This window comes from Flavobacterium sp. PL002, assembly GCF_054165825.1.
The window spans coordinates 247,194-267,547 of record NZ_CM135110.1; the positions used below are offsets into that span (position 1 = coordinate 247,194).

Consider the following 20,354-nt stretch of genomic DNA (forward strand, 5'->3'; position numbering starts at 1 on the left):
CATTATTCCGTTAAACTCTGTAAAATCGACATGCCTTTTAAAATTAGAAGTTAGGTATGCATAGATATATTAAATAATAATCAAGTTCTAATTACAAAAAAAATAAAACCATTAAGAAATTAAGTTTTATTAAGCGCTATTGCTTAATTTTCTTAATCTCTTAATGGTTTATGAGGTGCTTACAACTTGTTGTAACGTTTACCCTTAATTACTTCAACTTTGCAGTATCCACTCTCGTAGGCGTATCTTTTCCGCTTACAATAGTCGACGAACTAATGGCAATTGCTTTAATGATTTCGGTCATGTTGTTCATATCAAGCGTACCTATTTCATCGCTTGCTTTATGATAATTAGGTTCGTCATCCATTTTTGATGTCGATATTGTATGCGCAGGCACACCTAATCGTGCCAAAGTAGCGTTGTCTGATCTATAAAACAATTGTTGCTCAGGATACGGATCAGGGTGGAATTTAAACTGTGAACCTTGCAGGTTTTTCTGCAAAATTTCTCCCATATTTGATTTCTCAAAACCTGTAATATAAGCCGAGTTCTTACCCCATTTCGATTCTGTTCCTATCATTTCTAGGTTGAACATCGCCATTATTTGAGTAGGATCTACGTGTTGCGAAAAATATTTAGCTCCATAGCCTCCCAATTCTTCCGCTACAAAAGCAGTAAAGATTATCGAGCGTTCGTTGTTATTCATTTTCTTAAAATACTCTGCCAGCAAAATCACCGCGGTTGTTCCCGCAGCATCATCATTGGCACCATTATAAATAGAATCTTTTGCATCATGCGGCATTCCTTCCCCTGGCGAACCTACACCCAAGTGATCGTAATGTCCTGAAAACACAACATATTCATTCGGTTTGCTTTTCCCTTTCAACATCCCAACCACATTATTTAGTTTATTGGTGGTAATCGTATTGGTCGCTTCAATCGAAAAATGCGTCGCCTCAGTAGGTCCAAAAACAAATACTACCGTGTTCTTCCCCGGTGTCGCAGCCATTTGCCCCATGTGCTGAATATTAGGAAGTATCTTTTTAAAAGATTCGTCTACTAAAACCAATAAGTTTTTATCGCTTTGATAATACTCATAAAACTTAGGCCCAAAAGCATCTCCTGCTCTAATATTCACCACCCCAATAGGGCTATCCTCTGTAAAAGAAACCTCAGGTTGGTACGAAAACGAAATCATCGAACCCGAATCTATCGCTTTTCCGTCAATTGTAACTTCCAGACTTTTTCTTCTTGCTTCGGTCATCGAAAATTCTTGTCGGTAATCTTTTGCACCATCAAAAGTTTGCAAACCAATTTTCTTGAACTGCGACTCGATATAAGCCGACGCCTTATCAATTCCGGGTGTAAAAGCCCTACGCCCTTGCATATCATCACCCGCCAATACTTTCTCGATTTCGGTTACCTTATTTACCGTAATCAGTTTATCGATCGATTGTGCCTGAACCAGTAAACCAGAACAAAGTACAAGACCGCTTAAAACAATTTTTTTCATAATTATATTTTAAATAAGTAATAATCCATTTTATGATAAGAGTGCAAAACCCCTAATCTGTTACAGTAAATTTAAGAAAATTACCAACATAAACAGATTACGATTCATTTGTTTTCTAAAGTAAACTGCGCTACTTCATTTTATTTTTCGGAGCACAACAACCGTTGTTTTCAAGAACTTCCCTCCTGCTGTACGCTGTATCTCTACACTGCGTTACGAGGATGCCGCTCCCATCAGGGCTAGCAATCACGAGTAATTTTAACAATAACGTTATTATGCATTGTCATTAAGACGAAGGAAGCAATTATACATAGAATATCATTAATGAATTTTAACCCTAAGAATTATAAAATTTAATAATTGCTACTTATAGTTGTTTTAAAGTTGAGGTATATTAAGGTTGTTATTATTTTAAATTTATTAATATTTATCTATAAACCCTAGCATTTACAAAAAATGTTGTTCCCTTTTGGGCTATTATTCTAAATATTTGTCGTAAAATTTATACGGTAAACTTTTTGGAATTCCAAAATGATTTTTGCAGTTGTCAAAATCATTTTCATTGTTAAAACTATGTACTTTAAAATCATCATTTCGGATGTCAATAATAAAAAAGTTGGTAATTTCTTTATTTGGTATTAAGCTGTCAAAATCTATAAAATGTTCCTCTTTGTTTTTACAGGGATGTTGCTTTCCAACTATAAAGTCTTTGTTGTTACCAACGGCAAAAACATTATGTCCGATAACAATATTTTCAGTATTAAAAATACTATCATCATCCTTTGTATATGAAATCCATGAGTTATCGTCCCATTTAACTAAATAAAAGTTTTTCTCTATTTCAACACAAGATTCATTTTGTCCAAAGCGGCAACTAGTTAAAAAGAGACATATTACTAAAATAGAGAACTTCTTCATGTTTAAATTTTTAAGCGAATGTACTTTGCGAAAACTTGATACTGAACGATAATTTAACTAAAGCCATGTGAATTCATAACAGCTGTTGTCAGATAGGCTATTTTTTAATGCCAGTATTTCATACCAATCTCAGTAAGTTTATTTATATCTTGTTTTTTAATGTCAGTCAAATCAATTTTTCTAATTAAAATTTTTCCTGTGTGCTTTTTACTTTCCATTATCCCATTTGCATGGTTATATTCTTCTAAATCAACTATCCACTTATTTGTTATCGTATTTACACTTGTTGTAATGTTACCTGAAATCCATTTATTGAAATCATCATAACCAATTAGTTCTATTTTCTTAGTTAATTTATTATTTCTGAATTTATAAGTCCAACTATAAGCGCCACTACCACTATTATAACCAGATATTATTAGAATATTATTTCTAAAACTTAATTGAGATAAAAATTCAAAACCTAAAAGATCATAAGGAATTGTATAGTTTTTATTGTCAATTTTCAGTTCAAGTTCATTTGTTCTTGGTATTATAACATCTATTAGTCCATTAGCATTTAGGTCAACATTTAATGTTTTTATACTCAAATCAGCTTTTTGTGCTTCACTAATAAATATAGTAAAGAAACATATTAATATTAGAATTGATTTTTTCATTTGTTTGTTGTTATATTTTTATGGTATCGCTTCGTTCCTCGGAATGCCTTTTATATCAGAAAAGTGGTAGTACAATAACTTTAAAAACAAAGTTCGTTCGTCAAAATTAAAACTAACGTTTAAATTAATTTTTTAAATATTTCTCATATTCTTCTTTAGAAACTTTTGCTCCAAGCAAAAAATAACTTTCAAAGAGTACTATACCATCTGGCTTGTACATGTGTGCTACACCGTGTCTTTGTCCGTTTTTAAATATAGCATCCATATTTTTTTTGCCCATAGCATACATAGTGCCTAATCCATCTTGTACATCATTTAGATAATTATTTTCAGTAGCAATTACACCATTAAAAAAAGTACTTGATAGGCCATTTCGTTTGTCTTCTTTGTAACTGGTTTGTGTCATCACTTGACCATTGCTATAACTAATAGACAAACCATCTTTTTTACCTTTTTTATAGTCGGTTTTGGAGCTAATCTTTCCGCTATTGTACATTTCACTTGTCCCGTCTTTTTTGCCATCTTTATATTCTTCTCTCAACCAAGTGGCGCCATCACTGTCGTAGTTTTCTTTTAAACCGTTGCGGACACCATTTTTGTAATTGAGTTTACATTCTAAATTGCCATTATTTGTGTACCAAAAAGCCTCGCCAGATATTAGTCCTTTTTTAATGTTATACAAAGCAAAACTATTATTGTCCAAAGGAATTTTATATTTACCCTGCAACAGTTTATTGTTTAAACTAAGCTCTAGTTTGGTACTATCGGCGGCATAGTTTTTTTGTAGATGTTTCCATTGGATTTCTTCAGGTAGCTGTGCGTAAAGTGATGAGGATAACAACAACATCAAAAAAAAGATTGAGAATGGTTTGATTGTATTCATAATTGTAAAATAACGTTTTTAGGAATTAGCTGTTCAAAAAAAAACTTTTGAATTATTAGTTAGTTTTTTTAAATCAATTCAAAATTAGGGATAAATTCTTTCAAGCAGATACAAATAACGAAATAAGTAAATAAGTTCAAAAACATTTTTCAAAAAGAGTACACAGCTAATCTAATACAAGTATTCAGCATTTGTTTATGGATTCCTACTGCTTTTATGGGTGTTATTTTTGAAATAAGTTTTAATATCTCGTATTTTTAATACAAATCGTTTTCAAATGGCTCTACATCTTCTATTTTAGGTAATGGTCTTATTACTATTTTTTTAGTAGGCTTAATTTTCACTTCATCACTGCCCACCTTTCCCAATTTCTCTATCCTTATTCCTGTTGACAGATTAAAATCTATTATTCTGATTATTTCTGGATTATCTAAATAAGCTGCAGAATAACCTATCAATTCAAAATTACCATTTTGGAATCTAAATTTATGTTCTAAATGTCCACGTAAGAGCCCATAATTAACAATAAGAATGTTTTTTTTAATAGTAATGTTTTCTAGACTATTCCCGCTTAAAAATCCGTCTCTACCATTTGGAAATTTAGGAGCAATAATTTTTGTTGAAGTTGCCATACTTTTATAATCCCCTTTTGAATTAGCAAAAAAAATTTCTAATTTAAATGGCCCAAATTCATTTATAGTATCCTGCACAACGATTACTTTATCATCTAATTTATCATTATTCAAATCCCCTTTAACTTCAGTTATTTTAAAATTAAAAGGATCTTTTATGTTTGTCTTTTGAGCGTTTGCAAAAAAGTGAAGTAGAATACAATTTATTATTATTACTCTTTTCATATGTTTTTAATTATTTTGTTTTAAACTAAAATAAAACATTTCATCATCCGTGGATAGAGTACTGTACATACCTCATCTTTTTCGATTTAATAAATCATCCCTGTTTTTACGTTATATTTCGCATTAAAAAAAGGAGGCTTTAATGCCATTTCAAACTTACAAATAAATCAAGGAGAAAAAAAAACATTGGTAATACTCTCTTTTATGCCATCCACAACTCCCCTAGCCCCGGTAGAAGTGAAAACCCCATGAAGGTAGAAAACCACTTTTACGGTAGTGGCAGAGCGACCGCAGGAAGCTCCTGCCAGTGCCTAGTAAAAGGGTTTGATACCAAATGGGTTGCAACGAATAACGGGATTAGCTCCTGAAAACAACTTGATACAACTGCCTGGTTTGAGTACTGAAAAATTTGACACGCAGCTTCGAAGGTTTCAGTAGATTAATTATGATTATTCTGTAAAAATCTGTGAAAGCTGCTTGCCTTTTATAATTACAGATCTAGTAACAGATAATTATAAAAAAAGTCCCAAAACCTATTGCTAGACTTTGGGACTTTATTATTAGAATCTTTAATTAATTAGGGATTTAAGCAATCCACAAATCAATTGTTTCGGTTACTTGTTCTAAAACTTCAAAGGCGGTTTCGGCCATTTTATTTCCTTTGGTATCTAATAAAGGATTTACCTCAACTACTTCCAAACAAACCACTTTTTTTGACTTGACAATTTGGTTGATAATCGCAATGACTTCGTTCTCATCAAAACCTTTTGGCACTGGAGTTCCTGTCCCGTAAGAGACCATATCACAATCCATAGAGTCTACGTCAAAGGAGATGTAGATTAAATCGCAGTTTGCTAATTTAGTAAGCGCTTCATCAACACAGGTTTGCAAACCTCTATAACGAACCTCATCAACTTTGTAGTTTCTGATTTTTAATTTTTCGATTTGGCTATCCTCAGCTGCTTCTGTATCGCGAACACCAAAATAAATTAAATTTTCAGGCTTAATCTTAGTTGCTTTCACACCAATATTTTTCATATCCTCCCAGTGCTGCACCGTCTCAGGAGTAATCGCATTGATTTTACAATCTAAATTATCATTTCCTAGAGCTGCTGACAATGGCATTCCATGAATATTACCTGATGGTGAGGTATACGGCGAATGCAAATCTGCATGGGCATCAATCCAAACCACTCCTAAGGTTTTAGTAGGATAAACGGCTTTGATACCGCTAATAGTCCCTAATGCCGAAGAGTGATCTCCTGACAAAACAATAGGAAAATAATTAGCTTCTAGATTGTGCTTTACTGCATAACTAACCCGTGTGCATTGCTCTACAACATGTTCAATTCTTTTGGCAAAAGTATTTCTATTTTTATCATAGATACTTTCATTATGTGTTTTTACATCTTCAAAAGGAAACAAATTAAAATAATCACTTTTTTTATTGATAGCTGCTATTTCTATTGCATCAATTCCCATATCAGAGCCACGTGTTCCCGCACCAATATCAGACCTGTTCTTAATTAATTTTATTGCTCTTTCCATAATAGTGTAAGATTATTTGAAATCGTTAAGCGCTTTTTCAATAATTACCAGACATTCTTGAATTTGTTCCTCAGTAATTACTAATGGCGGAGCAAATCTAATTTTGTTACCATGGGTAGGCTTAGCCAATAAACCATAGTCTCTAAATTTTAAGCAAATATCCCAAGCTAGATCAGACTCTTCATCACTATTGATTACAATAGCGTTTAGCAATCCTTTTCCTCTTACTAAGGTAATCAATGGATTTCTAGCAGCAATGTCATTCAAGCCTTTTCTTAATATAATTCCTAAACGTTCTGCATTTTGGGACAGTTTTTCGTCTTTTACCACTTCAAGTGCCGCCATTGCAACCGCTGCTGCAATTGGGTTTCCTCCAAAGGTAGAGCCGTGTTGTCCTGGTTTGATTACATTCATGATTTCGTTATTAGCTAAAACTGCTGAAACGGGATACACTCCTCCTGAAATTGCTTTTCCTAAAATAAGGATATCAGGTTTCACCTCTGGCGTGTTTTCACATCCATTGGTACAAGAACAGTTACCACAAGTGGCTAATAATCTTCCGGTACGTGCTATTCCTGTTTGTACCTCATCAGCAATAAACAATACGTTGTGCGCTTCACAAAGTGCTTTGGCTTTCGCCAAATAGCCTTCGGTAGGTACATAAACTCCTGCTTCTCCTTGAATAGGCTCTACTAAAAATCCTGCGATGTTTTTACTTGATTTTAAAGTTGCTTCTAAAGCATCGATATCATCATAAGCAATCTTGATAAATCCATCGGTAAACGGACCAAAGTTTTTACGTGCGTTTTCATCATTCGAGAACGAAATAATGGTTGTTGTTCTACCATGAAAGTTATTCTCACAAACAATAATTTCGGCTTGATTTTCAGGAATTCCTTTTACTTCATACGCCCATTTTCTACAAATTTTCAAAGCCGTTTCTACAGCCTCTGCTCCTGTATTCATTGGTAATACTTTATCAAAATCAAAGTATTTAGTCACATATTCTTCAAAAACACCCAATTGATCATTGTGAAATGCTCTTGACGTTAATGTCAATGTTTGCGCTTGTTTTACCATTGCCCCTACAATTTTTGGGTGACAATGTCCTTGATTTACTGCTGAGTAAGCAGATAAGAAATCATAGTATTTTTTACCGTCTACATCCCAAACATAAACCCCTTCTCCTCTATCAAGAACTACTGGTAAAGGGTGATAATTATGAGCACCATATTTATTTTCTTTGTCAATTAATGCTTCTGATTTTGCTGAAAGTGTTTGAGTTGTTTTTTGCATAATGTTTCTTTTTTTTTAAATCGTTATAGAACAAAACTATAAAATTTTATTTTATTCAGCGTATAAAACAAAACTTTTGACTCAAAAACCTTTAAAAAAAGTCAAAAAATTAAAATTATGAATTATTAAAAGTCAAATTAATTAAAATAAATTGTGTTATGGCTCCCAAAAACTAAAAATATAATTACTTTTAACCTACTATAAAATAAATCCTTACTTTAAAACCCCTCTCATGGAAGCAGTAGATGAATACGATATAAAAATAATCAAAGAATTAGAAAAAGACGGCCGCATGCCTTACTCGTCTATTGCTACAACATTAAAGATTTCTAACACCATGGTGCACCAGCGCATCAATAGATTAATTGAACACGGTATTATCACAGGAATCAAACCCATTATTAACGAAAAGAAAATAGGTTACGATTGGGGCGCTTTCACTGGACTCACACTTAATAAAGACCAAGACTCCAACAGGATTATTGAAGAGTTAAAAAAAATCCCTGAAGTAACCGAATGTTATTACATCACAGGTTCCTATACTTTATATATCAAAATGATTGCTAAAGATCACGAGCACATGCGTAAATTACTTTACGATAAAATTGACAATATTCCCGGCATTGCTAAAACAGACTCTATGATTGAATTGGGTTGCGCTTTTAAAAGAAACATTAGCCTTTAGAGACACCGTAAGCTTATAGCTAAACAGTTATTAAAAAAACTGTAAATTAGTCCTCTAAAAAAAGGTTCGTTATTTATTTTCGGATATTTGTCTCTTAAAACTTAACATCATGAAAAGCATAAAATTTTTTATTTTAGGAATATTGATTTGTTCCAATGGCGCTTTTGCTCAATTAAAAGCGGTTACCTACAAAGATGACACCCAAGTTCTCAATGGTTTTGCAATCCAAGCGGTTAAAAAATCAGCTAATAAACCAGGTATTTTAATTCTCCCAGCTTGGCACGGAATTGACAAAGCGTCTAAAGATATTGCAGTAGAATTGTCTAAACTAGGTTATAACGCCTTCATCGCTGATATTTATGGCGAAGGTAATTACCCAAAAGACAACGCCGAAGCAGGTAAAAATTCAAGTTACTATAAAACTAATTACACGATTTACCAACACCGCATTCAATTAGCACTAGATCAATTGGTTCAAAGTGGTGCCAATCCTGATAATATTGTAGCAATAGGATATTGTTTTGGAGGAACTGGAGTTCTTGAAGCAGCTCGTGGACATTTAAAAGTACAAGGAGTGGTTTCTTTCCATGGTGGTTTATCTAAGGATGCATCTCGCCCTACAGAACCAATTACAGCAAAAGTTTTAGCTTGCCACGGTGCAGACGACCCTTACGTTTCTGCGGCTGAAGTAGCGGCTTTCCAACAAGAAATGCGCGACACAAAAGCCGATTGGCAAATGATTTATTATGCTGATGCTGTACACGGTTTCACAAATCCTGAATATGGAAACGACAATTCTAAAGGAGCAGCTTACAATGAAAAAGCAGCCAAACGCTCTTTTGAACACTTAAAAGTTTTCTTGAATGAAGTGCTAAAAAAATAATTAAAATCAATTAGAATATCTATGAAAAAATTAATTCCTCTTTTTGCCCTAGCTGCAACATTTGCCTCTTGCTCAACCACAAAAACCACTAAGATAGTTGACAATTCCGACCCAACAAAATACATGAACTCCATTACCGCATCCGACTTAAAGACGCATCTTTACATCGTTGCTGCCGACTCAATGGAAGGACGTGAAACAGGTTCCGTTGGACAAAAAAAAGCCGGTAAATACTTGATTAGTCAATACAATAAAAACAACATTTCTTTTCCTAAAGCAGCCGAATCATTTTATCAAAAAGTACCCGCAGCTTTCTTAAACGCAAAATACGGAGAGAATTTAAATGACTCTGAAAATATCTGGGCATTTATTGAAGGATCCGAAAAACCAGACGAAGTTGTTGTTGTCTCCGCCCATTACGACCATGTAGGGATAAAAAATGGGGAAATTTACAATGGTGCTGATGATGACGGTTCAGGAACAGTAGCTTTGCTTGAAATTGCTCAAGCTTTTGCTATAGCTAAAAAAGAAGGACACGGACCCAAACGTTCTATCTTGTTTTTTCACGCCACAGGTGAAGAGCATGGACTATTAGGATCTAGTTATTACTCCGAAAATCCATTGTTCCCATTTGAGAACACCGTATCCGATATTAATATTGACATGATAGGACGTAGTGATGTTGCACATGCAAACTCTAACAACTATGTTTATTTAATAGGCGCTGATCGTTTATCAAGTGATTTAGACACTATTTGCGCCCAAGCTAACTCAAAGTACATCAAAATGGACCTTGACTACACTTTTAACGATAAGAACGACCCAAATCATTTCTACGAGCGTTCTGATCATTATAACTTTGCAAAGCATGGTATTCCATCTGTCTTCTTATTTAACGGTGTTCATGCTGATTACCATAAAAAGACGGACACTGTAGACAAAATTGAGTTTGACGCCTTGACAAAAAGAACCCAACTGGCTTTTACAATTGCTTGGGAGTTAGCAAATCGTGAAAACAGGCCTGTCGTAGACAAAAAATAACTATAATTATTAGGGCACATCCTTGCTTTCACTATCGTTACAGCAAGACCAGGCTATCCGTTGCAATCTCCCGAAAAAAAACGGGAGGATTTACACTACTATCCTTTGTGCAAAAAAAAAGAGCGCTTTGATCTATTCAAAGCGCTCTTTTTATTATTTGAGTTTATTCCACAAAAAAAGCCTCTCATTTCTGAGAGGCTTTTGCTTTCTGGGTGGGAGACGGGGCTCGAACCCGCGACCCTCGGTACCACAAACCGATGCTCTAACCAACTGAGCTACAACCACCATTTGCTCTTAGCGGTGGCAAAGATACAACTAAAGTTTACTTCTGCAAACATTTTTTATAAAAAAATTGAACAAAATTATATTAAATCACCTAAACTATTGACAGCCAAATACCTTTCAACAGTAAAACCTTCGGCATGTTCTACCCCTGCTAAACGCCCAAGGTCTCTAGAACGATAATTCAAGCTTTCTAGAAAATTCTTTGAACTAATTGGTGATTCAGGTTCTTTAGAATTTGGATCATAAAATTGCGAACCGTAAGCTAATATCGATTCTGTTTTTTTATCTGAAAAACCAGTAATATCAACCACAAAATCTGGAACAACATTTTTCCATTGAATGTAGTGGTACACTAATTTTGGTCGCCATGCATCTTGCTTCACTCCATCGATATCCGTTTCAATACGTACAAGACCCGATAAGAAACAAGCGTCAGAAACTAATTTACTTCCTTTTGCGTGATCAATATGTCGGTCATCGATTGCGTTACACAACACAATCTCTGGTTTGTATTTACGAATCATTTTGATAACCTCTAATTGGTGTTGCTCATCGTTAGTAAAAAAGCCGTCGCGCATATCTAGATTCTCTCTTACAGAAACCCCTAATATCTCAGCGGCCGCAGTAGCCTCTTGATGGCGAATCGTTGCCGATCCTCTCGTCCCTAATTCTCCACGTGTTAAATCTACAATTCCAACCTTTTTCCCTAAAGAAATCTCTTTTAATATTGTTCCCGCACAACCTAATTCTACATCATCTGGATGCGCCCCAAAAGCTACTATATCTAATTTCATTATCTAATTATTTATTGTTATTCTGTAATCATATTATTTTTCTTTCTTCTAAAACAACACCTTTTTCATTGTCATGGATTTATTAGCGCTCTCTTTCCACTCTTTTGTAGGATCACTGTCCTTTGTAATTCCGCACCCCATAAACAAGTGAGCTTTAGTGGAACCTGGTTTTCCATTAGTTTCAATTTTCATGCACCGCAAATTCACGTATAAATCTGATTGTAATTTTTCGTTTTTAATTCCCCTCTTATTGAGTTCTCCTAAAAAGCCTGTATAATATTCCCTCTGGTAGCCTTCGTTTTCTAGGATAAACTCTTTGGCTACAGCCTTAGGCAATCCACAAACTGCGGGCGTAGGATGTAAAACAGCGACAACTTGCTTTAGATTAGAATGATCGTCCATGATTCCCTCAATGTCCGTTTTTATATGCAATAAGTTACCTGCTTGCAACGTATACGGACTAGATACTGAAACCTCTGTAGTTAACTCTTTTAGATTATCAATAATGAAATCAGTTACAAATTGTTGCTCTTCCATTTCTTTCTTTTCCCAAACTACGTCAGTCGTCTTTTTAAACTTCTGCGTTCCCGCCAATGCCATTGTGTAAAAACGTTTTTTTCTTGCGTTTAATAAATGTTCTGGAGTTGCTCCTATCCACATTCCTATTTTGGGATGGTACCAGCAGTAACAAAAAGCAGTGGGATACGTTTGCACTAATTTGGTAAAAACCGAAACCAATTCAAATTCAGGAACCGCAATAATTTCTTTTCGAGACAAAACAACCTTACTCATGTCCCCGTTAACAATGCTGTCAATTGCTTTTTGTACAACTTTTTCAAAAGCTTCTTTTCCGGTGTTGTCTTTTGGAATATCTTGATTGTCTACCGTTTTTATTTTGACCACGCTCATTTTAGACTCTAATTTCAACGCCTGATCTTTAGGAATCAAAAGCATTTGATTATTTTCAAATGGCGCAAATACAAACCCAACTTCGTCCAGGCTTTCAGCAAAATATAAATGGTCATTTTTTTGAAAATAACCTATTACTTTATTCTTATTGGGTTTTCTATAAATTACAAAAGGCAGTTGTTGCGCTTCTTGCTGTTTTACTTTAATGAAAAAATCAATCATAATATTCTGCGTTTATTAGCCTACATTACAAGTATCAATCTATTGTTGTGGTGTTTTGGTTAGCACCATATTAGTCAATTTACAAAGCGAAATCAAATTTCCTTCTTCGTCAGTAATCTTGATCTCCCAGAGATGCAAACTTCTTCCTTTATGAATTATCCTAGCGGTTCCGTAAACAACACCTTCGCGAATACTCTTTAGATGATTAGCTGATATTTCTATTCCGCGTACCTCTTGTTCTTTTGGATCAATAAAAAAATGAGAAGCTGCACTTCCTACACTTTCCGCCAAAGCTACCGAAGCACCTCCATGTAACAATCCCATAGGTTGGTGCACCGAAGCATTCACAGGCATTTTAGCCACTAAAAAACCCTCGCCTGCATCTATATATTCAATTTGCAGTGTTTCCATCAAAGTATTCTTAGAGAACTCATTGCAATATTGAAGCATTTTATCTTTATCTAATCCCATCAATTTAGTTTATTAAGAATGTAAAAATAAATAAAAGATGACACACTAAACAGTAAAATGAAGCCTTATTCTGAAATCGAATTAGTTTTTTCCTATTTTTACAAAAAAACAAAGACAATGCGCTACCTAATTTTACCATTTATTATTGTAATCCTATTATTGGCCAGCGCATGTCGATCAGACTTTGAAACTGTGGCGAGTTCAGGACAGCTTACTTTTTCAAAAGATACCATCTATTTAGACACTGTTTTTACAAACATAGGCTCAAGTACTTACCGCCTAAAAGTTTATAACACCAGCAAAAAAGACATCAGTATCCCCACCGTTAAATTAGGAAAAGGGTTGGATTCAAAATACAGAATGACCGTGGACGGCATGCAAGGAAATGAAGGTAAATTATTTTCTAACGTTGAAATATTAGCTAAAGACAGTCTTTATATTTTTATTGAAACCACCGCAAGTAGTACTGATGCAAACCCCACTGATTTTCTTTATACGGATAATATTGAATTTGATGCGGGAGCCAACTTGCAAACCATTCCGCTTGTTACGTTAATTCAAGATGCCGTTTTCTTGTATCCAAAACGATTTACCGATGGAACAACAGAAACCCTTCCCTTAGCAGACAGTCAAGAAATAAGTGGATTTTATCTTGATGAAAATGATCCTATAAATGGCAATGAACTACATTTCAAAAATAAAAAACCTTATGTAATTTATGGATATGCTGCCGTGCCTAACAACAAAACGGCGATTTTTGACGCAGGAAGCAGGGTGTTTTTTCATACTAATTCGGGTTTAATTGTGGGTAAAAATGCTTCACTACAAATTAACGGAAGCGCCTCCAACAGCACCGCTCTAGAAAACGAAGTGGTCTTTGAAGGTGATCGTCTAGAACCTGAATATGCAGCTGTTCCTGGACAATGGGGTGCAATTTGGCTTACAGATGGCAGTACAAACCACAGCATTAACCACCTAACGGTTAAAAACGCAACAATAGGATTATTGATTCAAAACAATGATGGGACAACGGTTGAAATCAAAAATAGCCAGTTTTATAATTCTTCAAGCTATGGAATTTTAGCCCAAACAGCCATTATAGTAGCTGAAAATATTGTCATCAATGCAGCAGGAACCTCGGCATTGTCTTGTTCTTATGGTGGGAATTACACCTTTAACCATAGCACCTTTAACAACAACTGGAATAGTTCATCACAACTTACAGTAGCGATCAGTAATTATATTTCAGGAGCAATTCCCGAAGCAAATGACCTTACAAAAGCAACTTTTACAAATTGCATTATTTATGGTAACAATACAAATCAATTACAGTTAGCACAAAAAAGTACTGCAGCATTTAATTACCAATTTTCAAATTGCTTAATAAAATACACTGAGAATTCAACAACAGCTGAATATCAATTTAAAACTGATGCTACACATTACAATAATATTATTTTAAATCAGAATCCAAAATTTTTCAACACCAGTCAAAACAAACTTAACATTGATGAGAATTCGGCTGCTTTCGCAAAAGGGAGTTCGGCTTACTTAATTCCGCTAGACATTCTCGGAAATACCCGAACAAGTCCTCCAGATCTTGGCGCGTATCAAAGTATGGCGTTTCCAAAATAATGTCTGGAAAAGGAAAAAAAACACCAATACCATTTACAAAATAGTCTAATTATCAGTTCAAGCGGAGTCGAGAATCATTATTATATCATCACTGCGCGCAATATGTCAAAAATCAGACAAGTTATATTGTGTTTTTCGGTTGTTCAATATTTTAAAAACAATCATTAACTTAAAAATTTCTTAACATATTGTATTACTAAAAGAGATAGATTTGCGGCGAATAACAGCATGCTAAAAAAGCTTTTATTCAGCCCAATTAACAGCCCAAATCTATTTAATTTTATGAAAAAAATCTACTCTTTTGTATTTCTTATGAGTATTACAGTAACCATGGCGCAAATTCCGTCAAATTATTACTCCACATCTACAGGAACAGGCTACACTTTAAAAACGCAACTGTACAACATTATAAAAGGCCATACTGACAATGGTTACAACGGACTTTATACCACTTACCAAACATCTGACGTGGATAATTTTTATGAAAAAGATGGTACTGTTTTAGATATGTATTCAGAAAAACCAAGTGGAACTGATCCTTACAATTACAGTACCACGAGTACCCAAAGATGTGGTACATACGCTAAAGAGGGCGATTGTTACAACAGAGAACATATTATACCACAATCTACTTTTAATTCTACTGCACCTATGGTTTCTGACGCGCATTTCATCACACCTACAGATGGAAAAGTAAACGGACAACGCTCTAATTATCCACACGGAACCGTTTCAACAGCAACTTGGACCTCGTTAAATGGTAGTAAATTAGGGTCTAGCTCTGTTTCAGGATATTCAGGAATCGTTTTTGAACCTATTGATGAATTCAAAGGAGACATTGCTCGCATGTATTTCTATTTTGCCACCCGTTATGAAACTACTGTTTCTGGTTACTCCTACCCTATGTTCAATGGAACCAGCAATCAAGTTTTTACAACTGCTTTTTTAAACATGTTATTAGCTTGGAACACACTTGACCCTGTAAGTCCAAGAGAAGTAGCCCGTAACAATGCCATCTATGCAACCCAAAACAATAGAAATCCATACATTGACCACCCAGAATATGTACAAAAAGTATGGAACGCAACTGCAGATACATCAACTAGTGGCGCTACAGATCTTTACTTTTCAGAATATATTGAAGGTTCTTCAAATAATAAGGCACTCGAAATTTCAAACTCCACAGCCGGTACCATCAATTTAAGTGTGTATAGCATCAAGAAACAAACCAACGGATCAGGATCTTGGAGCACAGGAATCACGCTGAGTGGTAGTTTAAGTAAAGGAAGCAAATACACCATTGTCAATAGCGCTATGGCTTCAAGTTGTTTCTCGACCACAGCGGCAAACATCAGTACTACTGCTACAGAATTAGCTTTTAACGGAAATGACCCTGTAGGTTTGTTCAAAAATGGAGTACTTATTGATATTATTGGTACATACAATGGCGGATCCGCAAATTTTGCTGCAGATGTAACTTTAAGAAGAAAAGCTACCGTAACAGGACCTACAACTACATTTAATAAAACTACGAACTGGGATACTTATTCATCAGATACTTGCAGTAATTTAGGTAGCAAAACAATACAGACTACCACAAAAAAAGCAATTACTGCTGAGGAAGCTATTGCAGAGGAAAGCCTAATTTATCCAAATCCCTCGCATGGTGATTTTATAATTTACAACAGCAACAAACAATATGCTGTGACCATTTACAACCTTATTGGTCAAGTTATTTTTGAACAAAACAGTAGTAACAGCACTACTTTATCTATAAAAAACATGCCTAAAGGAATGTATCTTGTTAAAATCAATGACGAAAAGCACACTACTACTAAAAAAATCATAATCAATTAGTTAAACACAAAATAACATTGATTTTAAAAGCGGCAATTTTGCCGCTTTTTTTTATTAGCATTTTCATCTTAATTAACTAAATTTGCAACGCAATACAACAAACTACACAACAATGATCCATTTCTTTGAAAACCAAAGCAAAACAGTTTTTGCAGTACAGACGCAAAACGAAATTTCGGCTCAAGACATTTCAAAATTAAACTGGCTTTTTGCCAATTCGCATAAGATAGAAAAATCCGTATTGACGGATTTTTTTGTTGGACCCCGCGCCACAATGATCACTCCATGGAGTACTAATGCTGTTGAAATCACTCAGAACATGGGGATTTCAGGAATCATTAGAATCGAAGAATTTAAAGCAGTAGCCGAAGATTTCTCTGATTTTGATCCTATGCTGTCGCAAAAGTACAGCGCATTGAATCAAGACATCTTTAAAATAAACATTGCTCCTGAAGCGATTTTAGATATTGAGGACATTGCAGGGTACAACCAATCAGAAGGTTTGGCTTTAAGCCCCGAGGAAGTAGAATATTTAGACAACTTAGCGGTGAAAATTGGTAGAAAACTAACAGACTCAGAAGTTTTTGCTTTTTCACAAGCCAATTCAGAGCATTGTCGTCACAAGATTTTCAATGGAACATTTGTAATCGATGGTGTAGAAATGCCTTCATCATTATTCAAATTAATCAAAAAGACATCACAAGAAAACCCGAACGATATCGTTTCGGCATATAAAGATAACGTGGCTTTTGTAAAAGGACCACGCGTTGAACAGTTTGCTCCAAAGAGTGCTGACAAAGCAGACTTTTACGAAGTCAAAGAGTTTGACTCGGTAATTTCGTTAAAAGCAGAAACACACAATTTCCCTACAACTGTAGAGCCTTTTAATGGTGCTGCAACGGGAGCTGGTGGAGAAATCAGAGACCGTTTAGCAGGAGGACAAGGATCTTTACCGCTTGCAGGAACGGCAGTTTACATGACTTCGTACTCTCGTTTAGAGTCCCACGACTCTGCTCATGATAAGAGACCTTGGGAAAACGGAATGACAGAAAGAAAATGGTTATACCAAACACCAATGGATATTCTGATCAAAGCTTCAACTGGAGCCTCTGATTTTGGAAACAAATTTGGACAACCGCTAATTACTGGTTCTATCCTAACATTCGAACATGAAGAAGACGCGCGCAAGCTTGGTTTTGACAAAGTAATCATGCAAGCAGGTGGAATAGGTTACGGAAAATTAGATCAAGCCATAAAAAAGAAACCACAAACAGGAGACAAAATCGTTATTCTAGGTGGTGAAAATTATAGAATTGGAATGGGTGGAGCGGCAGTTTCCTCTGCAGATACAGGTGCTTTTAGTTCCGGTATTGAATTAAATGCTATCCAGCGTTCGAATCCAGAAATGCAAAAACGTGCTGCTAATGCCATTCGTGGATTAGTGGAAAGTGATGTTAACCCAATTGTTTCTATTCACGATCACGGAGCAGGTGGACACTTAAACTGTCTATCAGAATTAGTAGAAGAAACAGGTGGATTAATTGATCTAGACAAATTACCTGTTGGTGACCCTACCCTTTCGGCAAAAGAAATTATTGGTAACGAGTCACAAGAGCGAATGGGACTTGTTATTGCTAAAGAAAATATCGACATTTTACAACGCATTGCTGACCGAGAGCGTTCTCCTATGTATGAAGTAGGTGACGTGACAGGCGATCATCGTTTTACATTCGAATCAAAAACTACTGGTGCTAAACCTATGGATTATGCCCTGGAAGATTTCTTTGGTAGTTCTCCAAAAGTTGTAATGAACGATAAGAACATTGATAGAAACTATACCGATTTAGAATATAGCGTTAAAAATATCTCGACTTATTTAGAGCAAGTTTTACAGCTTGAAGCAGTTGCTTGTAAAGACTGGTTGACAAATAAAGTAGACCGTTGTGTAGGTGGAAAAGTAGCCAAACAACAAACGGCAGGACCTCTACAATTGCCATTGAATAACTGTGGTGTAATGGCCTTAGATTACAACGGTAAAGAAGGTGTTGCTACCTCAATTGGCCACTCGCCTATTGCATCCTTAATTGATCCTGTTGCAGGAACAAGAACGGCAATTGCTGAGTCTTTATCTAATATAGTATGGGCTCCTATAAAAGGTGGTTTAGACGGAATTTCACTTTCTGCTAACTGGATGTGGGCTTGTAAAAATGAAGGTGAAGACGCTCGTTTGTATGCAGCTGTTCAAAGTTGTTCGGATTTTGCTATCGAATTAGGCGTTAACATTCCAACTGGGAAAGATTCGCTTTCTATGAAACAACGTTATCCAAACGAAGAAGTAATTGCGCCAGGAACGGTAATTATTTCGGCTGGTGGAAACTGTACTGATATTCAAAAAGTAGTTGAACCTGTTCTTCAAAGAGACGGGGATTCTATTTATTATATTAATTTGTCGCAAGATGAGTTTAAACTAGGCGGTTCTTCGTTTGCACAAACATTGAGCAAAATTGGAAAAGACGCACCAACTATTAAAGATGCTGCTTTCTTCAAAAAAGCCTTCAATACAATACAAGAATTGATTCTGGAAAATCAAATTTTAGCTGGACACGATATAGGAAGTGGTGGTTTGATCACAACTTTACTAGAAATGTGTTTTGCAGATGTGAATTTGGGTGCCAAAATTGATTTCTCTGTTTTTGAGGAAAAAGACATTATCAAATACCTTTTTGCTGAAAACATTGGTATTGTTTTTCAAGCAAAAAATGATGCTGAGTTAGAAGCAAAATTAAATACAAACGGTGTTTCTTTCTACAAACTAGGAACAGTTACAAATAACGCCAAAATAGAATTTAGTTCTTGTGCACTAGATATTGCACACTACAGAGATATTTGGTTCAAAACCTCTTTTTTACTAGATCAAAAACAATCTAAAAACGGAACAGCGCAAGCACGTTTTGACAATTATAAAAACCAAGCATTGCAGTTTACTTTCCCTGCTCATTTTACAGGTAAAAAACCAGTAATCAACGGAAGTGAACGACCAAAAGCGGCTATCATTCGTGAAAAAGGAAGTAATTCTGAACGCGAAATGGCAAATGCCATGTACCTAGCCGGTTTTGATGTCAAAGACATTCACATGACCGATTTGATTTCTGGTCGTGAAAACTTAGAAGACGTTCAATTCATTGGTGCTGTTGGAGGTTTCTCTAACTCAGATGTATTGGGGTCAGCAAAAGGTTGGGCTGGAGCTTTCTTGTACAACGAAAAAGCAAAAACGGCCTTAGACAATTTCTTTAAAAGAGAAGACACTTTATCTGTTGGGATTTGTAATGGTTGCCAACTGTTGATGGAATTAGAAAAAATAAATCCAGAGCATGAAGTGCACGGAAAAATGCTGCATAATGATAGTAACAAACACGAGAGTATCTTTACATCGGTGACGATTCAAGAAAACAAATCGGTGATGTTGTCAAGCCTTTCAGGAGCAACATTAGGAGTTTGGGTATCACACGGTGAAGGAAAATTTAATTTACCAGAACCAGAAGCAAACTACAACATCGTAGGTAAATATGGCTACGATAGTTACCCTGCAAACCCAAACGGATCAGACTATAACACAGCAATGCTATGTGATACTACAGGTCGTCACCTAGTGATGATGCCACATATTGAGCGTTCAACTTTTCAATGGAACTGGGCAAATTATCCAAAAGATAGAAACGATGAGGTTTCGCCATGGCATGAAGCGTTTGTAAATGCACGATTGTGGATTGAGAATAAATAAAGTGTACTAAATTTCAACTTTGATAGAGCTTTCAAATAGTATGATTGAAAGCTTTATCAATTGAAAACGATAAACCCTGTCTTTTACCGACTTAATAGAACATTTAACAAATTAGCG

Annotated in this window: 16 protein-coding genes and 1 tRNA gene; 6 read left to right on the forward strand and 11 right to left on the reverse strand. The window is 35.2% G+C overall.

Annotation, left to right across the window (positions count from 1 at the left end; all coding sequences use genetic code 11):
- Positions 1–208 precede the first annotated feature (208 nt).
- The 7 genes from ACVEGE_RS01030 to rocD all read right to left on the reverse strand — a co-directional run bounded on the left by ACVEGE_RS01030 (position 209) and on the right by rocD (position 7,674).
- Complete coding sequence (locus ACVEGE_RS01030) at positions 209–1,513, reverse strand: M28 family peptidase (RefSeq protein WP_192500245.1); 1,305 nt, start codon at positions 1,511–1,513, stop codon at positions 209–211.
- A 477-nt stretch (positions 1,514–1,990) separates the two neighbouring features.
- Entirely contained in the window at positions 1,991–2,431 is a 441-nt protein-coding gene (locus ACVEGE_RS01035; RefSeq protein ID WP_192500246.1) for a DUF3997 domain-containing protein, read from the reverse strand.
- 104 nt (positions 2,432–2,535) lie between these two features.
- Complete coding sequence (locus ACVEGE_RS01040) at positions 2,536–3,090, reverse strand: hypothetical protein (protein WP_192500247.1); 555 nt, start codon at positions 3,088–3,090, stop codon at positions 2,536–2,538.
- Between the two features lie 124 nt (positions 3,091–3,214).
- A complete protein-coding gene (locus tag ACVEGE_RS01045) occupies positions 3,215–3,973 on the reverse strand; it encodes a toxin-antitoxin system YwqK family antitoxin (RefSeq protein WP_225738074.1) in 759 nt (252 codons plus the stop codon).
- A 257-nt stretch (positions 3,974–4,230) separates the two neighbouring features.
- Complete coding sequence (locus ACVEGE_RS01050; RefSeq protein WP_192500248.1) at positions 4,231–4,830, reverse strand: hypothetical protein; 600 nt, start codon at positions 4,828–4,830, stop codon at positions 4,231–4,233.
- A gap of 585 nt (positions 4,831–5,415) precedes the next feature.
- Complete coding sequence (rocF, locus tag ACVEGE_RS01055) at positions 5,416–6,378, reverse strand: arginase (RefSeq protein WP_192500249.1); 963 nt, start codon at positions 6,376–6,378, stop codon at positions 5,416–5,418.
- A gap of 12 nt (positions 6,379–6,390) precedes the next feature.
- On the reverse strand, positions 6,391–7,674 hold the full coding sequence (rocD, locus tag ACVEGE_RS01060) for an ornithine--oxo-acid transaminase (RefSeq protein WP_192500250.1): 1,284 nt from the start codon (positions 7,672–7,674) through the stop codon (positions 6,391–6,393).
- A 232-nt stretch (positions 7,675–7,906) separates the two neighbouring features.
- Here rocD and ACVEGE_RS01065 point away from each other — a divergent pair, with 232 nt between their 5' ends.
- The 3 genes from ACVEGE_RS01065 (at position 7,907) to ACVEGE_RS01075 (ending at position 10,283) form a co-directional block, all read left to right on the forward strand.
- The gene (locus ACVEGE_RS01065; protein WP_173854231.1) at positions 7,907–8,359 is read left to right on the forward strand and encodes an Lrp/AsnC family transcriptional regulator; all 453 of its coding nucleotides are present in this window, start codon (positions 7,907–7,909) and stop codon (positions 8,357–8,359) included.
- Between the two features lie 109 nt (positions 8,360–8,468).
- Entirely contained in the window at positions 8,469–9,242 is a 774-nt protein-coding gene (locus ACVEGE_RS01070; protein WP_192500251.1) for a dienelactone hydrolase family protein, read from the forward strand.
- A 21-nt stretch (positions 9,243–9,263) separates the two neighbouring features.
- Positions 9,264–10,283, forward strand: coding sequence for a M28 family peptidase (locus ACVEGE_RS01075; RefSeq protein WP_192500252.1), 1,020 nt, complete (start codon positions 9,264–9,266; stop codon positions 10,281–10,283).
- 210 nt (positions 10,284–10,493) lie between these two features.
- Here the strand turns inward: ACVEGE_RS01075 and ACVEGE_RS01080 are convergent.
- The 4 genes from ACVEGE_RS01080 to ACVEGE_RS01095 all read right to left on the reverse strand — a co-directional run bounded on the left by ACVEGE_RS01080 (position 10,494) and on the right by ACVEGE_RS01095 (position 12,964).
- Positions 10,494–10,569 (reverse strand) — tRNA-His (locus tag ACVEGE_RS01080).
- Between the two features lie 76 nt (positions 10,570–10,645).
- Positions 10,646–11,362, reverse strand: coding sequence for a bacillithiol biosynthesis deacetylase BshB1 (bshB1, locus tag ACVEGE_RS01085; RefSeq protein ID WP_173854234.1), 717 nt, complete (start codon positions 11,360–11,362; stop codon positions 10,646–10,648).
- 48 nt (positions 11,363–11,410) lie between these two features.
- On the reverse strand, positions 11,411–12,493 hold the full coding sequence (locus tag ACVEGE_RS01090) for an isochorismate synthase (RefSeq protein WP_173854235.1): 1,083 nt from the start codon (positions 12,491–12,493) through the stop codon (positions 11,411–11,413).
- A gap of 39 nt (positions 12,494–12,532) precedes the next feature.
- A complete protein-coding gene (locus ACVEGE_RS01095) occupies positions 12,533–12,964 on the reverse strand; it encodes a PaaI family thioesterase (RefSeq protein WP_173857411.1) in 432 nt (143 codons plus the stop codon).
- Positions 12,965–13,081: 117 nt separating this feature from the next.
- On the opposite strand from ACVEGE_RS01095, the gene ACVEGE_RS01100 reads away from it, so the two are divergent.
- The 3 genes from ACVEGE_RS01100 to purL all read left to right on the forward strand — a co-directional run bounded on the left by ACVEGE_RS01100 (position 13,082) and on the right by purL (position 20,237).
- Entirely contained in the window at positions 13,082–14,599 is a 1,518-nt protein-coding gene (locus tag ACVEGE_RS01100) for a right-handed parallel beta-helix repeat-containing protein (protein WP_192500253.1), read from the forward strand.
- Positions 14,600–14,881: 282 nt separating this feature from the next.
- Entirely contained in the window at positions 14,882–16,456 is a 1,575-nt protein-coding gene (locus ACVEGE_RS01105; RefSeq protein WP_192500254.1) for an endonuclease, read from the forward strand.
- 112 nt (positions 16,457–16,568) lie between these two features.
- Positions 16,569–20,237, forward strand: a complete 3,669-nt coding sequence (gene purL, locus ACVEGE_RS01110) for a phosphoribosylformylglycinamidine synthase (protein WP_192500255.1) — start codon at positions 16,569–16,571, stop codon at positions 20,235–20,237.
- Positions 20,238–20,354: the final 117 nt, after the last annotated feature.

Excerpts from the sequence above, each read along its gene's own strand:
- ACVEGE_RS01030 (WP_192500245.1), bottom strand. The coding sequence starts at position 1,513 with ATGAAAAAAATTGTTTTAAGCGGTCTTGTACTTTGTTCTGGTTTACTG.
- ACVEGE_RS01035 (WP_192500246.1), bottom strand. The coding sequence starts at position 2,431 with ATGAAGAAGTTCTCTATTTTAGTAATATGTCTCTTTTTAACTAGTTGC.
- ACVEGE_RS01040 (WP_192500247.1), bottom strand. The coding sequence starts at position 3,090 with ATGAAAAAATCAATTCTAATATTAATATGTTTCTTTACTATATTTATT.
- ACVEGE_RS01045 (WP_225738074.1), bottom strand. The coding sequence starts at position 3,973 with ATGAATACAATCAAACCATTCTCAATCTTTTTTTTGATGTTGTTGTTA.
- ACVEGE_RS01050 (WP_192500248.1), bottom strand. The coding sequence starts at position 4,830 with ATGAAAAGAGTAATAATAATAAATTGTATTCTACTTCACTTTTTTGCA.
- rocF (WP_192500249.1), bottom strand. The coding sequence starts at position 6,378 with ATGGAAAGAGCAATAAAATTAATTAAGAACAGGTCTGATATTGGTGCG.
- rocD (WP_192500250.1), bottom strand. The coding sequence starts at position 7,674 with ATGCAAAAAACAACTCAAACACTTTCAGCAAAATCAGAAGCATTAATT.
- ACVEGE_RS01065 (WP_173854231.1), top strand. The coding sequence starts at position 7,907 with ATGGAAGCAGTAGATGAATACGATATAAAAATAATCAAAGAATTAGAA.
- ACVEGE_RS01070 (WP_192500251.1), top strand. The coding sequence starts at position 8,469 with ATGAAAAGCATAAAATTTTTTATTTTAGGAATATTGATTTGTTCCAAT.
- ACVEGE_RS01075 (WP_192500252.1), top strand. The coding sequence starts at position 9,264 with ATGAAAAAATTAATTCCTCTTTTTGCCCTAGCTGCAACATTTGCCTCT.
- bshB1 (WP_173854234.1), bottom strand. The coding sequence starts at position 11,362 with ATGAAATTAGATATAGTAGCTTTTGGGGCGCATCCAGATGATGTAGAA.
- ACVEGE_RS01090 (WP_173854235.1), bottom strand. The coding sequence starts at position 12,493 with ATGATTGATTTTTTCATTAAAGTAAAACAGCAAGAAGCGCAACAACTG.
- ACVEGE_RS01095 (WP_173857411.1), bottom strand. The coding sequence starts at position 12,964 with ATGGGATTAGATAAAGATAAAATGCTTCAATATTGCAATGAGTTCTCT.
- ACVEGE_RS01100 (WP_192500253.1), top strand. The coding sequence starts at position 13,082 with ATGCGCTACCTAATTTTACCATTTATTATTGTAATCCTATTATTGGCC.
- ACVEGE_RS01105 (WP_192500254.1), top strand. The coding sequence starts at position 14,882 with ATGAAAAAAATCTACTCTTTTGTATTTCTTATGAGTATTACAGTAACC.
- purL (WP_192500255.1), top strand. The coding sequence starts at position 16,569 with ATGATCCATTTCTTTGAAAACCAAAGCAAAACAGTTTTTGCAGTACAG.